General features: G+C 46.2%; 9 protein-coding genes. 8 read left to right on the top strand and 1 reads right to left on the bottom strand.

Annotated features, from left to right (window positions below; translation table 11 throughout):
* Positions 1 to 13: 13 nt before the first annotated feature.
* From ftsZ to carB, 7 genes are all read left to right on the top strand, one after another.
* Entirely contained in the window at positions 14 to 1240 is a 1227-nt protein-coding gene (gene ftsZ / locus PK654_RS13150) for a cell division protein FtsZ (protein ID WP_271696217.1), read from the top strand.
* A gap of 102 nt (positions 1241 to 1342) precedes the next feature.
* Positions 1343 to 2260 carry a UDP-3-O-acyl-N-acetylglucosamine deacetylase gene (gene lpxC, locus PK654_RS13145; RefSeq protein ID WP_271696216.1) on the top strand — a complete coding sequence of 306 codons (918 nt, stop codon included), beginning with the start codon at positions 1343 to 1345 and terminating at the stop codon, positions 2258 to 2260.
* A 384-nt stretch (positions 2261 to 2644) separates the two neighbouring features.
* Positions 2645 to 5368, top strand: a complete 2724-nt coding sequence (gene secA / locus PK654_RS13140) for a preprotein translocase subunit SecA (RefSeq protein WP_271696215.1) — start codon at positions 2645 to 2647, stop codon at positions 5366 to 5368.
* A 67-nt stretch (positions 5369 to 5435) separates the two neighbouring features.
* The gene (gene mutT, locus PK654_RS13135) at positions 5436 to 5828 is read left to right on the top strand and encodes an 8-oxo-dGTP diphosphatase MutT (protein ID WP_271696214.1); all 393 of its coding nucleotides are present in this window, start codon (positions 5436 to 5438) and stop codon (positions 5826 to 5828) included.
* 89 nt (positions 5829 to 5917) lie between these two features.
* Positions 5918 to 6727: a 4-hydroxy-tetrahydrodipicolinate reductase gene (gene dapB / locus PK654_RS13130; RefSeq protein WP_271696213.1), complete on the top strand. Its 810-nt coding sequence runs from the start codon at positions 5918 to 5920 to the stop codon at positions 6725 to 6727.
* Between the two features lie 480 nt (positions 6728 to 7207).
* Entirely contained in the window at positions 7208 to 8347 is a 1140-nt protein-coding gene (gene carA, locus PK654_RS13125) for a glutamine-hydrolyzing carbamoyl-phosphate synthase small subunit (protein WP_271696212.1), read from the top strand.
* A gap of 15 nt (positions 8348 to 8362) precedes the next feature.
* A complete protein-coding gene (gene carB, locus PK654_RS13120) occupies positions 8363 to 11593 on the top strand; it encodes a carbamoyl-phosphate synthase large subunit (RefSeq protein WP_271696211.1) in 3231 nt (1076 codons plus the stop codon).
* Positions 11594 to 11668: 75 nt separating this feature from the next.
* Here the strand turns inward: carB and modF are convergent, their stop codons facing one another.
* Positions 11669 to 13132, bottom strand: coding sequence for a molybdate ABC transporter ATP-binding protein ModF (gene modF, locus PK654_RS13115; RefSeq protein ID WP_271696210.1), 1464 nt, complete (start codon positions 13130 to 13132; stop codon positions 11669 to 11671).
* Between the two features lie 247 nt (positions 13133 to 13379).
* On the opposite strand from modF, the gene recA reads away from it, so the two are divergent.
* Positions 13380 to 14423, top strand: a complete 1044-nt coding sequence (recA, locus tag PK654_RS13110) for a recombinase RecA (RefSeq protein WP_271696209.1) — start codon at positions 13380 to 13382, stop codon at positions 14421 to 14423.
* Positions 14424 to 14471 lie beyond the last annotated feature (48 nt).

Raw genomic sequence — 14471 nt, 5'->3', positions numbered from 1 at the left:
ACGGAGAAAACACATGTTTGAACCGATGATGGAAATGTCTGACGATGCCGTAATTAAAGTCGTTGGAGTTGGTGGTGGTGGCGGTAACGCTGTAGAACATATGGTTCGTGAATCCATCGAAGGTGTGGAGTTCATTAGTGTAAACACTGATGCACAAGCACTGCGTAAAACCAGCGTAAGTAGTGTTATCCAGATTGGTGGTGATATTACTAAAGGGCTTGGTGCTGGTGCTAACCCTCAGGTTGGTCGTGATTCAGCTCTCGAAGACAGAGAAAAAATTAAAGAAAGCATTACTGGTGCCGATATGGTATTTATCGCGGCCGGTATGGGCGGCGGTACAGGCACAGGTGCTGCTCCTGTTATTGCAGAAGTGGCAAAGGAACTAAACATCCTGACTGTTGCCGTAGTAACTAAGCCATTTGGTTTTGAAGGTAAAAAGCGACTGGCATTTGCAGAGCAGGGTATTGAAGAACTGTCTAAGCATGTAGATTCTTTAATTACTATTCCGAACGAAAAACTGCTTAAAGTTTACGGCCGGAGTGTCACTCTTCTGGAAGCCTTTGGTTATGCCAACGACGTACTAAAGAATGCCGTTCAGGGTATTGCTGAACTGATTACTCGTCCGGGCATGATTAACGTCGACTTTGCAGACGTTAGAACCGTAATGTCAGAAATGGGTCATGCCATGATGGGCAGCGGCGTTGCAAAAGGCGAAGAGAGAGCAGAAGAAGCAGCAGAAGCGGCGATCTCCTCTCCGCTACTGGAAGATATCGATCTGGCAGGTGCACGAGGCGTGCTGGTGAATATTACCGCTGGTTTGGATATGCGCCTGGATGAGTTTGAAACTGTCGGTAATACGGTTAAGGCATTTGCATCTGATAATGCGACAGTGGTAATTGGTACTTCACTGGATCCGGATATGTCTGATGAGTTCCGCGTAACAGTAGTTGCAACGGGCATCGGAAGTGAGAAGAAACCAGAAATTACTTTAGTTGCCGGCTCTGCGGCTAAGCCAAAACCGGCAGCAGCGCCTCAGACTGTACAGCAGCCTGTAGCAGCTAAAACAGAACCTAAAGCGGCACAGCCTTTGCATAAAACTGAAGAGGCAAAACCGCAACCTGTAGCACCGTCAAATTCTGGTCACACAGCGGCAACATCTGGCCAAAGTGCGGCACCGAAGGCGGACAAGGAAAGTGGCTATTTAGATATACCGGCATTTCTACGACGTCAGGCTGACTGATAGAAAAGCCAATAAATTTGACAGACATCAAATTTATGATAGTATCCGCGGTCAGTTTTAATACTGGCCGTGATTTGTAGCAATAGACTTGAGGCAAGGTAGATGATCAGACAACGTACTCTGAAAGAAATCGTAAAAACGACGGGAGTTGGTTTACACTCCGGCCGTAAAGTTACGCTTACCTTGCGTCCGGCAGCTGCCAATACAGGTATTATCTACCGCAGAACTGATTTACAACCAGCCGTTGATTTTCCCGCTGATCCAGAGTCCGTTCGCGATACCATGTTATGTACCGCACTGGTTAATGATGAAGGTGTGCGAATCTCAACAGTTGAGCACCTGAATGCTGCATTAGCAGGAATGGGTATCGACAATGTTATTGTTGAAGTAGACGCTCCGGAAATTCCGATTATGGATGGCAGCGCTAGCCCGTTTGTCTATCTTCTTCAGTCTGCGGGCATTCAGACACTGAATGCACCTAAGCGCTTTATCCGCATTAAAAAGCCAGTTCGTTTTGAAGATGGTGATAAGTGGGCAGAACTTGTGCCTTATAACGGATTCCGTATGGATTTCGCTATCGAGTTTAACCACCCGGCCATTGAAGCAGACGAGCAACACCTTCTATTCGACTTTTCCTCGAATGCTTTTGTAAAAGATATCTCCCGTGCAAGAACCTTTGGTTTTATGCGTGATATCGAGTACCTTCAGTCTCAGAACCTTTGTCTGGGAGGGAGCTTTGATTGTGCTATCGTTCTGGATGAATACCGTATTCTGAACGAAGAAGGTCTGCGATTCGACAATGAGTTTGTCAGCCACAAAGTACTGGATGCCATTGGTGATTTGTACATGTGCGGCCATAGTATTGTTGGTGAACTGCGTGCCTATAAATCCGGCCATGCCCTGAATAACCAACTACTAAGAGCAGTATTGGCTGATCAGGAAGCGTGGGAATGGGCAACATTCGAAGAAGAAGTAGGTTCTCCGGTCGCCTTTGCTGAACCAAATATGGTTCTGGCTTAAAAACCAGGTAACAGAGAAAACCAGACATTACTGTCTGGTTTTTTTATGTCTGAAATTCGTCAGATTGTGCCACCATCCTATCGCCCGCCCTAAGCAGACGGCTCCATTGAATCACCTTATCAAGCCAACTAAGCCCTGCATTGGTGCTTTATTGCTCTGATAGTGTTCGATCTGGCAAAAAAATCCCATCCGGCTCAAACAAATTTTGATCTTAATGGAGCTCGGGGAAATTATCGCTTAATATACTGAGATCCTTTATAAACCAAGACTTGAATTTGTAGAAAGTAACCACAATATCTTTATCAGATCGTTTCGGGTTAGACAGAGACAAAGAATTCAAATACTAGCTAGGCAGAATGCCTGACAACATGAGATCCACAGAAAATGATAACTAAGCTACTGACAAAGGTTGTTGGCAGTCGCAATGATCGAACTTTGCGTCGGTTAAAAAAGATTGTAAAACAGATTAATAATTACGAGCCTGAATTTGAGGCTCTTTCGGATGACGAGCTTAAAGCGAAAACTGTTGAGTTTCGTGAGCGTCTGGAAAAAGGTGAAAACCTGGATCAACTGTTGCCTGAAGCATTTGCGACAGTGCGTGAAGCATCAAAACGTGTGTTTGGTATGCGTCATTTCGATGTGCAGCTTATTGGTGGTATGGTTCTGAACTCTGGCCAGATTGCGGAAATGCGTACTGGTGAAGGTAAAACCCTGACGGCAACGCTGTCGGCATACCTGAATGCCCTGCCGGGCAAAGGGGTTCACATTGTAACAGTGAACGACTATCTGGCACGACGCGATGCCGAAACTAACCGCCCTCTATTTGAATTCTTAGGTATGTCTGTTGGTGTAAACGTGCCAAATATGGCACCACCTGAGAAACAACAAGCTTACCAGTGTGACATCCTGTACGGAACAAACAACGAGTTTGGCTTCGATTATCTTCGTGACAATATGGCGTTTCGTAATGAAGACCGCGTACAGCGCGAGCGCTTCTTCGCCGTAGTGGATGAGGTGGACTCAATTCTTATCGATGAAGCACGTACTCCGTTAATCATCTCTGGTCCTGCTGAAGATAGTTCAGAGCTATACACCCGTATTAACACTCTTATCCCGAATCTGGAAAGACAGGAAGAGGAAGATACAGAAGAGTATCGCGGTGATGGTCACTACACTCTGGACGAAAAATCTAAGCAGGTGCACCTGACAGAAACTGGTCAGGAGTTTGTAGAAGAGCTTCTTACTAAGAATGGCTTGATGGAAGAGGGAGATACACTTTACTCTCCGGCTAATATCAGCCTGCTGCACCATGTTAATGCTGCTCTGCGTGCTCATGTACTATTTGAAAAAGACGTTGACTATATCGTGAAAGACGGTGAAGTGATTATCGTTGATGAGCATACCGGTCGTACTATGCCTGGGCGTCGCTGGTCAGAGGGTCTGCATCAGGCGGTTGAAGCGAAAGAAGGCGTTAAAATTCAGAATGAAAACCAGACACTGGCTTCCATTACCTTCCAGAACTACTTCCGTCTGTATGAAAAACTGTCAGGTATGACAGGTACAGCTGATACTGAAGCGTTCGAATTCCAGTCAATCTATGGACTTGAAACCGTTGTTATTCCGACCAATAAACCAATGGTTCGTGATGACATGGCTGACGTGGTTTACCGTACTGAGTCAGAGAAATTTGATGCGATTATTGAAGATATCAAAGAGCGCGTAGCTAAAGGTCAGCCAATTCTTGTTGGTACCGTCTCTATTGAAAAATCAGAGCTACTTTCAAACGCGCTTAAGAAAGCTAAAATCAAACACAACGTTCTGAATGCTAAGTTCCACGAACAGGAAGCGGACATTGTTGCTTACGCCGGTGCGCCTTCTGCAGTAACCATTGCCACTAACATGGCCGGCCGTGGTACCGATATTGTTCTTGGTGGTAGCTGGCAGGCCGATATTGCTAAGCTGGATAACCCAAGTGAAGAGCAGATCGAAAAGATCAAACAAGAGTGGCAGGTTCTGCACGATAAAGTGCTGGAGTCAGGCGGCTTACACATTATAGGTACAGAGCGTCACGAATCCCGTCGTATCGATAACCAGCTACGTGGTCGTTCAGGCCGTCAGGGTGATGCCGGTTCTTCCCGCTTCTATCTTTCTATGGAAGATTCCCTGTTACGTATCTTTACCTCAGATCGTATGGCTGGTCTGATCCAGAGCGGTATGGAAGAGGGTGAAGCGATTGAAAGCCGTATGCTGTCGCGTTCTATTGAGAAAGCTCAGCGCAAGGTAGAAGGCCGTAACTTCGATATCCGTAAACAGCTTCTTGACTACGATGACGTAGCGAATGATCAGCGTAAAGTGGTTTATGAACTGCGTGACGAGCTGATGAGCGTTGATGATATCAGCGAGATGATTGAGCATAACCGTCAGGATGTATTCAGTTCAGTGATTGACGAATATATTCCGCCACAATCTCTGGAAGATATGTGGGATATCGCCGGCTTGCAGGATCGTCTGAAGAATGACTTCGATCTTGAGCTTGATATTCAGGCGTGGCTGGATGCTGACGATAAGCTTTACGAAGAGACACTGCGTGAGCGCATCGTAGATTCTGCGGTAGAGGTTTATAAGTCTAAAGAAGCAACGGTTGGTGAGCAGGTTCTGCGTAACTTCGAAAAATCCGTTATGCTTCAGACCCTTGATAACTTATGGAAAGAGCATCTGGCGGCGATGGATCACCTTCGTCAGGGTATCCACCTGCGTGGTTATGCGCAGAAGAACCCTAAGCAGGAATATAAGCGTGAATCTTTCGAACTGTTCGAAAATCTGCTTGAAACCCTTAAGTTTGATGTTGTGATGATCCTGAGTAAGGTACGTGTTCAGCAGCAGGAAGAAGTTGAGCGTATGGAAGAGCAGCGCAGGGCACAAGCTGAAGAAGCAGCCCGTCGTCAGCAGTTCCAGCATCAGACGGCAGAAAATCAGTTAGCTGATGGTGAAGAACAGGGTGACTCGCAACAGCCAATGGTACGTGAGACCCGCAAAGTCGGACGTAATGAGCCGTGTCCTTGTGGTTCAGGTAAGAAGTATAAACAGTGTCACGGTAAGATTGCTTAAACTGACTTGCTGAGATAATTTTTGAAAAGAGCTGCTTTCGCAGCTCTTTTTTTAACTGAGGTAAACGATGAAGCGAATTCATATTGTTGCCGGAGTCATTTTTAATCCGGCAAAAGACAAAATCTATATAACAAAACGTCCGGATCATCTGCATAAGGGAGGTTTCTGGGAGTTTCCGGGAGGAAAAGTAGAGCAGGGTGAGACTACGGAGCAGGCAATATGCAGGGAGCTTTTTGAAGAGATAGATATCAGGGTTACTGAATTATCTCACTTTTCTCACCTTGATTATGATTATCCGGATAAATCTCTGACGTTTGATTTCTACCGGATCGATGATTTTGAAAATCAGCCATACGGAAAAGAGGGACAGCAAGGGGAGTGGGTGGCCATTGCTGATTTAGCTGATTATGAGTTTCCTGAGGCAAACCTGCCTGTTCTGCAGCAGATATTGAACCCTTAGCTATGTTCTGCTTCAGTTACTGAAAGTCGTTGAAGCACTAAACTGTTTCAGTTACATTAAATTTTCCCTCAATAAATGGAGTACACGCAATGATTCGAATTGCGATTGCAGGAGCAGCAGGTCGTATGGGCCGCAATCTGGTTAAGGCGACCCACCATAATTCTCAGGCTGCTGTCGGTGCCGCATCAGAAAGACCGGAATCTTCTTTAGTCGGCGTTGATGTCGGTGAACTTTGCGGAGAAGGTCAGTTTAAAGTTTTTCTGGTCGATAGTCTGGAAAAAAGTATTCAGGATTTTGACGTTATTATCGACTTTACTGCCCCGGTGAGCACGCTGGCAAATATTGAGCTGTGTAAAAACCACCATAAGAGCATAGTTATCGGCACAACCGGTTTTAGCGAAGAAGAGAAACTGATCATTGATAAAGCGGCACAGGTTATTCCTGTGGTTATGGCTCCCAACTACAGTGTCGGAGTAAATCTGGTATTTAAACTACTGGAAAAGGCTGCCAAAGTGATGGGTGATTACTGTGATGTAGAGATTGTTGAAGCTCATCATCGCCATAAAGTCGATGCTCCGTCCGGAACTGCAATTGGCATGGGTGAAGCTATAGCCGGTGCTATGGGTAATGAGCTTAAAGATGTTGCTGTCTACGCAAGGGAAGGGATTACCGGAGAACGAACCAAAGACGAAATTGGTTTTGCCACTATCCGTGCCGGTGATATTGTCGGTGAGCATACTGCTATGTTTGCTGATATTGGCGAGCGGGTTGAAATAACCCATAAGGCGACAGACCGTATGACCTTTGCCAATGGTGCCGTTAAAGCAGCTGTCTGGTTAGGTGATAAGCCTGCCGGTTTCTATACTATGACCGATGTATTGGGACTTAACGACATCTAAAATACATAGTTATGCACCAGTAGTTCTCTGGTGCATAACCTTTCATTTCCTTCCTCGACTACTTTTCCTAAGCTAATTTTGTTATTTTTCTTATCTTTTATGCGATAAATGCCGCTTTTGTTGTGGTATTTGTCTCTAGCTGCTTTTATTTTAGATAAAGTTACAAATATAAACGTTTGCGTAAATTTTTACTGTTTCTGCATTAAATTAATGCACCTGTTTTTGTCTGTTTAAGTTAAGTTGGTTAAAAGCATGGTTTTTTAATGAGTTAAGGTTGGTTTTTGTGTCTATTTTTAGGTTTTTTATCTTAGTTGTTAGAAATTAATGGTTAAATATTGGCGTTTATATTGACATGGCTCACACAGATCTCTAGAATGCCGCCAATTTGTCTAAATTCCATGAAGCTGTTGTAATTGGCGGAAAGGAAGGTAGAATTGCAAATTAATACATTAATAATGCATTTTTATTCTGGAGGTTGTCTTGAAAAAGTCAGCAATGCTTGTCCTCGAAGATGGGACAGTTTTCCAAGGAGTGTCTATTGGGTCGGATGGCTGCTCTGTCGGAGAAGTCGTTTTTAATACCTCAATGACGGGGTACCAAGAAATCCTCACTGATCCTTCCTATTCTCAACAAATCGTTACTCTCACCTATCCTCATATCGGAAACACTGGAACTAATTCAGAAGATGAAGAATCTGCTCAAATCCATGCTCAGGGTTTGATTATCCGCGATCTTCCGCTTCTGGCGTCTAACTTCCGCAGTGAACAATCGCTGTCTGATTACCTTAAAGGGCAGAATGTTGTCGGAATCGCTGATATAGATACCCGTAAGTTAACCAGGATTCTGCGGGAAAAAGGTGCACAGAACGGCTGCATTATTGCCGGCAGTAGTCTTGATGAAAAGCTGGCTCTTGAAAAAGCGAAAGAGTTTCCCGGCCTGAAAGGAATGGATCTGGCAAAAGAAGTGACCACGCAGGAAGCTTATAGCTGGAAGCAGGGATCATGGACTTTACAGGGTGGGCTGCCTGAGGCTAAAAGTGACAGCGAGTTGCCTTACCATGTAGTGGCTTACGATTTTGGTGCAAAGCGAAATATTCTTAGAATGCTGGTAGACAGGGGCTGTCGCTTAACGGTTGTTCCGGCTGAAACAAGTGCTGAAGAAGTATTGGCAATGCAGCCTAATGGTGTCTTCCTCTCGAACGGTCCCGGAGACCCGGAGCCATGTACTTACGCTATTGAAGCAACTAAAGTCTTTTTAGAGAAAGGGTTACCTATCTTTGGTATCTGTCTGGGACATCAGATTCTGGCTCTGGCTTCCGGTGCAAAAACAGTAAAAATGAAATTTGGTCACCATGGTGCTAACCACCCGGTAAAAGATCTGGACAGAGATGTGGTGATGATTACTTCACAGAACCACGGTTTTGCCGCTGATGAAGCGAGCCTGCCAGACAATCTTCGCGCAACGCATAAGTCACTGTTCGACGGCTCTCTTCAGGGTATTCATCGTACAGATAAACCGGCATTCAGTTTTCAGGGGCATCCGGAAGCAAGCCCGGGGCCACATGATGCCGCGCCACTTTTTGACCACTTTATCGATCTAATTAAGCAGCACACTGCATAGCGGGAGTAGAGAAGAATGCCAAAACGTAATGACATAAAAAGTGTTCTGATTCTTGGTGCCGGCCCGATTGTTATCGGTCAGGCGTGTGAGTTTGATTACTCCGGTGCTCAGGCTTGTAAAGCGCTACGTGAAGAGGGCTACAGGGTTATTCTGGTTAACTCCAACCCTGCTACCATAATGACAGATCCGGAAATGGCGGATGCGACCTATATTGAGCCTATCCACTGGGAAGTTGTAGCTAAAATCATCGAAAAAGAGCGTCCGGACGCAGTTCTTCCAACTATGGGCGGACAGACGGCGCTTAACTGTGCACTAGAGTTAGAAAAGTACGGTGTACTGGAAAAGTATAACGTAGAGATGATAGGTGCTACGGCAGATGCCATAGATAAAGCAGAAGATCGCTCACGTTTTGATGCAGCTATGAAGTCTATCGGGCTGGAATGTCCGCGCGCAGATACAGCGAAAAGCATGGAAGAGGCGTACAAAGTCCTCGATATGGTCGGCTTCCCTTGTATTATCCGCCCCTCTTTTACTATGGGTGGTACTGGTGGTGGCATCGCCTATAACAAGGAAGAGTTTGAAGAGATCTGCCATCGCGGATTGGATCTTTCCCCGACCAACGAGCTGTTGATTGATGAATCTCTTATCGGCTGGAAAGAGTACGAGATGGAGGTGGTCAGGGATAAGAATGACAACTGCATTATTGTCTGCTCTATTGAAAACTTCGACCCTATGGGCATCCATACCGGAGATTCCATCACAGTAGCACCGGCTCAGACTCTGACAGATAAAGAGTATCAGCTAATGAGAAACGCCTCTCTTGCAGTATTGCGAGAGATTGGGGTAGAAACGGGCGGTTCTAACGTTCAGTTCGGTATCAACCCTAAAGACGGCAGAATGGTGATTATTGAGATGAACCCGCGGGTATCCCGTTCATCTGCCCTTGCCTCGAAAGCAACCGGCTTCCCTATTGCAAAAGTCGCCGCCAAGCTGGCCATTGGGTATACCTTGGATGAGTTGATGAACGACATCACCGGCGGAGCAACGCCGGCATCCTTTGAACCAACCATAGATTATGTCGTTACCAAGATCCCACGCTTTAACTTTGAAAAATTTGCCGGCGCGAATGACCGTCTGACCACTCAGATGAAGTCAGTTGGTGAAGTGATGGCTATCGGCCGTAACCAACAGGAATCTCTGCAAAAAGCCCTGCGTGGTCTTGAAGTTGGTGTTTCCGGCTTTGATGAGATGGTGGATCTGGATGCGCCGGATGCGTTGACTCAGATCCGTCATGAGCTGAAAGAAGCCGGAGCTGACCGTATCTGGTATATCGCTGATGCATTCCGTGCAGGTCTTTCAGTAGATGGCGTATTTAACCTTACCGCAATTGACCGTTGGTTCCTTGTTCAGATTGAAGATCTGGTTAAGCAGGAAGAGCGCGTGAAAGCGGGTGGTTTTGCCGGACTAAACAAAGAACTGCTGAGCGACCTTAAGCGTAAAGGCTTCTCAGATACCCGACTGTCAACTCTGCTTGGTGTGGCGGAAACTGAGATTCGTCGTCTGCGTGATCAGTACGATATCCACCCTGTTTACAAGCGGGTAGATACTTGTGCAGCAGAATTCTCTTCAGATACCGCTTATATGTACTCTTCTTATGATGAAGAGTGTGAAGCTAACCCGACTGATAAAGACAAGATTATGGTTCTGGGCGGAGGTCCTAACCGTATCGGTCAGGGCATAGAGTTTGACTACTGCTGTGTACACGCCTCGCTGGCACTTCGTGAAGATGGTTATGAGACCATTATGGTCAACTGTAACCCGGAAACGGTTTCTACTGACTATGATACTTCTGACCGCCTCTATTTTGAGCCGGTAACACTGGAAGATGTCCTCTCTATCGTCAGAATCGAGAAGCCGAAAGGGGTGATTGTTCAGTATGGCGGACAGACGCCACTGAAACTTGCCCGCGAGCTTGAAGCGGCCGGAGTACCTATTATCGGAACCAGCCCGGATGCCATTGACAGGGCAGAAGACCGTGAACGTTTTCAGGCTGCTGTTGAGCGCCTGAACCTGAAGCAACCGGAAAATGCCACGGTAACCACAATGGAGCAGGCGGTGGAAAAATCGAAAGAGATTGGTTTCCCGCTGGTGGTTCGTCCTTCCTATGTACTTGGCGGAAGGGCAATGGAAATTGTTTATGACGAGTCAGACCTGAGACGCTACTTTAATGAAGCAGTTAGTGTTTCCAATGAGTCTCCGGTTCTTCTGGATCGCTTCCTTGATGATGCTGTAGAAGTGGATATCGATGCTATCTGCGACGGTGAGCGTGTCGTTATCGGTGGCATTATGGAGCATATTGAGCAGGCGGGCGTTCACTCCGGTGACTCTGCATGTTCACTGCCGGCTTATACCCTGAGTCAGGAAATACAGGACGTAATGCGCGAACAGGTTGAAAAGCTGGCCTTTGAACTGGGTGTGCGTGGTCTGATGAACACTCAGTTTGCCGTTAAAGACAATGAGGTCTACCTGATTGAAGTTAACCCTCGGGCAGCCCGTACTGTGCCGTTTGTTTCTAAGGCAACTGGTGCACCTCTGGCTAAGATAGCTGCACGTGTTATGGCTGGGCAAAGTCTGCAATCTCAGGGCTTTACTAAGGAAATTATTCCTCCTTACTATGCGGTTAAAGAGGTGGTTCTGCCGTTTAACAAGTTCCCGGGCGTGGATCCTCTGTTAGGGCCTGAAATGCGCTCAACCGGTGAAGTGATGGGTGTTGGTGCTTCCTTCGCAGAAGCCTTTGCTAAAGCAGAACTGGGTTGTGGTAAAGAGTATCCGGAAGGTGGTCGTGCACTGTTATCCGTAAGAAATGATGATAAACAGAGAGTGGTTGATTTAGCGTCTAAACTGACCAAACTGGGTTACCAACTGGATGCTACTCACGGTACTGCCATTATTCTTGGCGAGGCTGGTATTAACCCTAGGTTGGTCAACAAAGTACATGAAGGGCGTCCGCATATTCTCGACCGTATCAAGAATAATGAGTACACCTACATCATCAACACTGCGGCTGGTCGTCAGGCAATTGAAGACTCAAAAGTGCTTCGCAGAGGTGCATTGCAGGAGAAGGTGAACTACACCACCACGCTGAATGCTGCATTTGCCACCTGCATGTCGCACACTGCAGATGACAGAAATACAGTAACTTCTGTCCAGGAGTTACACGAGAAGGTTCGCCAGAGCATGGCTTAACTTTTCTCCTTTAAAGTAAAAACCCGCTAACGTTATAGCGGGTTTTTTAATGCTTTAAAATAGAGTTTGAGTCAGCTAAGCGGACTGTTCTGAACGAATTTCTACCTGATACTCCTGATTGTCGCTCTGCGCAATAAAATCAACGTAATTGTGGATACTACTAAGACTATCTTCTTCATAGTGGGATACATAAAGTAGCTGACTCAGATTTTCACGGGCAATAATATCTAGCGTGCTCATTACAAGTCGCCGGCCAAAATAGTCCAGCCCCTGATAGGGCTCATCAAGAATCAATAGAGCTGGCTGTTTAACCAGAGCCCTTGCTATCAATAACAGACGTTGCTGACTGTAATCAAGCTGCCTGAAGGAGACTTTCTCCAGATGACTCATATGCAAAATAGCCAGCCACTCTTTGGCTATTTCTATTTCTTTTTTAGTCGGCTGAGAATAGAGACCAATGGAGTCATAAAAACCGGACAACACTACGTCTAATGCAGCGCAGTTCACCCTGTATTGCAGATGCAGGGAGGAAGAGACCATTCCGATATGCTGCTTTATCTGCCAGATGGTTTCCCCTGAGCCTCTTTGCCGGCCAAATATCTTTATATCATTGCTGTAACATTGCGGGTGATCGCCGAAAATAAGCCCAAGAAGAGTACTTTTGCCACAGCCGTTCGGGCCGCGTATCTGCCAGTGTTCGCCATTGTTTATCCGCCAGTTGATGCCGGATAAAATAGTTTTTTCTGTATAAGTTACTTTGCCGTCAGTAAGCTGGAATAGCGGATCATTAAACGGAGAGTTATGCTGATACTTATGCATCAGTTCCATTATCTCTGCTGATGCGCTCTCAGACTGAGCTTTGATCTGGCTGATTACCGGATGATTAATCCAGCTCTGGCGGTTCATTTTCTCTACCAGCGTGCCTTTATCAAACAGAGCGATATGATCGACCCATTCAGGTATTTCCTGTTCTCGTGAAACGGTGAGTAGCAGCGTTATTCTCTGCGAAAGTTTCTGCAAATAGCCCTGTAGAGTTTGCCTGTGTTTGATATCCAGCCCGGCATAAGGTTCGTCCAGTACCAGAAAGTCAGGCTCAACAGCCAGCGCTCTTGCTAACATCACCCTGCGGGTTTCTCCGGTAGAAAGTTCACGAAAACCGCTCTGTTTCAGATGGACTAAATCCAGCTCGTTAATGAGTGTCTCTGTAAGTTGTCCTGACGTAGAGATCTGTTCAATTAGTGACTGTACCGAGCTTCCGGTATCGACACGGTCGAGAAAATCGGTATCGTCATTGGCCAGTTCGGCTTCCAGCAATCTCTGCTGCTGAGAGAGGGAGACCTGAGAAATAAGCAGGTTATTAGTGGTTATGCTTCCTTGGGAGTATTCCAGCTCTCCACAGAGTAAATCTCCGATCAGAGCGCCGACATCGCCATCGGTACTGAAGATAGCCCATGACTGCCCCTTATCTACTTGCCATTGCTCTATGTGTAAGTCACTAGCCGCCGTTTGCACCTGCAGCTGTTCAAAACGTATATCCATATACTTTCCACTCCTTTTTCGCCATTACACCATAAGAGAAGGTGTCAGGTCTCTAGTTAAAATCGCTACGTCATGGTGAAGTGAGCCGGAAGAATAAAAAAATCCTTATACAGGTGTAGACACTGTATGAATCAACAGTATATACTCAAGCCACTTTGAGAAAGGAACAGCTGAATTATGTTCCGGTGGCATTTGGCCATTTCCTCTTTACAGAATAACCAGACAGTTAAAATAGTCGGAGAAAGTAATGAACGAGAATAAACAGAAGGCGCTGGCAGCGGCTCTTGGTCAGATAGAAAAGCAGTTTGGTAAAGGTTCTATCATGCGTCTTGGTGATAATCGCACCATGGATGTAGAAACTATCTCAACAGGTTCTCTTTCACTGGATATCGCACTGGGTGCCGGTGGCCTGCCAATGGGACGTATTGTTGAAGTGTACGGTCCGGAGAGCTCAGGTAAAACTACTCTGACACTTGAATTGATTGCAGCTGCTCAACGTGCGGGTAAAACTTGTGCCTTCGTTGATGCCGAGCACGCGCTGGATCCAATCTATGCTAAAAAACTGGGTGTTGATATTGATTCACTGCTGGTTTCTCAGCCTGATACCGGTGAGCAAGCTCTGGAAATCTGTGACGCACTAGCACGTTCAGGCGCTATTGACGTACTGGTTGTTGACTCCGTTGCTGCCCTGACACCAAAAGCTGAAATTGAAGGTGAGATGGGTGACAGCCATATGGGTCTGCAGGCTCGTATGCTTTCTCAGGCGATGCGTAAGCTGACAGGTAACCTTAAGCAGTCTAACTGTATGTGTATCTTCATTAACCAGATCCGTATGAAGATTGGTGTAATGTTTGGTAACCCTGAAACCACAACTGGTGGTAACGCGCTTAAGTTCTACGCTTCTGTTCGTCTGGATATTCGTCGTACCGGCTCTATCAAAGAAGGCGATGAGGTTGTTGGTAACGAAACTCGTATTAAGGTTGTTAAGAACAAGATTGCAGCGCCATTTAAGCAGGCTGAAACTCAGATTCTTTACGGTAAAGGCTTTAACCGCGAAGGTGAGCTGATCGATCTGGGTGTTAAGAACAAGCTGGTAGAAAAAGCGGGTGCATGGTACAGCTACAACGGTGACAAGATTGGTCAGGGTAAAGCGAATGCATGTAAGTTCTTACGTGAGAACCCGCAAGCTGCCCTGGAGATTGATACTAAACTGCGTGAAATGCTGCTTGCTCCTGTTCAGCTTGAAGAAGATGACAACTCAGAGCAAGACCTGCCACAAGAAGAGCTATAAACCTCTTCTCTCCTGTTAGAAAAGCCTCGAATTGCGGGGCTTTTTAGT

This window comes from Vibrio sp. SCSIO 43137, assembly GCF_028201475.1.
GTDB lineage: Bacteria > Pseudomonadota > Gammaproteobacteria > Enterobacterales > Vibrionaceae > Vibrio.
Note: the sequence above shows the minus strand (reverse complement) of the source record. Positions and strands in the feature narration are given on the sequence as shown.

What these genes read in the sequence shown, in the direction of transcription:
- mutT (WP_271696214.1), top strand. Translation starts at nt 5,436, where the DNA reads ATGAAGCGAATTCATATTGTTGCCGGAGTCATTTTTAATCCGGCAAAA.
- modF (WP_271696210.1), bottom strand. Translation starts at nt 13,132, where the DNA reads ATGGATATACGTTTTGAACAGCTGCAGGTGCAAACGGCGGCTAGTGAC.
- carB (WP_271696211.1), top strand. Translation starts at nt 8,363, where the DNA reads ATGCCAAAACGTAATGACATAAAAAGTGTTCTGATTCTTGGTGCCGGC.
- recA (WP_271696209.1), top strand. Translation starts at nt 13,380, where the DNA reads ATGAACGAGAATAAACAGAAGGCGCTGGCAGCGGCTCTTGGTCAGATA.
- ftsZ (WP_271696217.1), top strand. Translation starts at nt 14, where the DNA reads ATGTTTGAACCGATGATGGAAATGTCTGACGATGCCGTAATTAAAGTC.
- lpxC (WP_271696216.1), top strand. Translation starts at nt 1,343, where the DNA reads ATGATCAGACAACGTACTCTGAAAGAAATCGTAAAAACGACGGGAGTT.
- secA (WP_271696215.1), top strand. Translation starts at nt 2,645, where the DNA reads ATGATAACTAAGCTACTGACAAAGGTTGTTGGCAGTCGCAATGATCGA.
- dapB (WP_271696213.1), top strand. Translation starts at nt 5,918, where the DNA reads ATGATTCGAATTGCGATTGCAGGAGCAGCAGGTCGTATGGGCCGCAAT.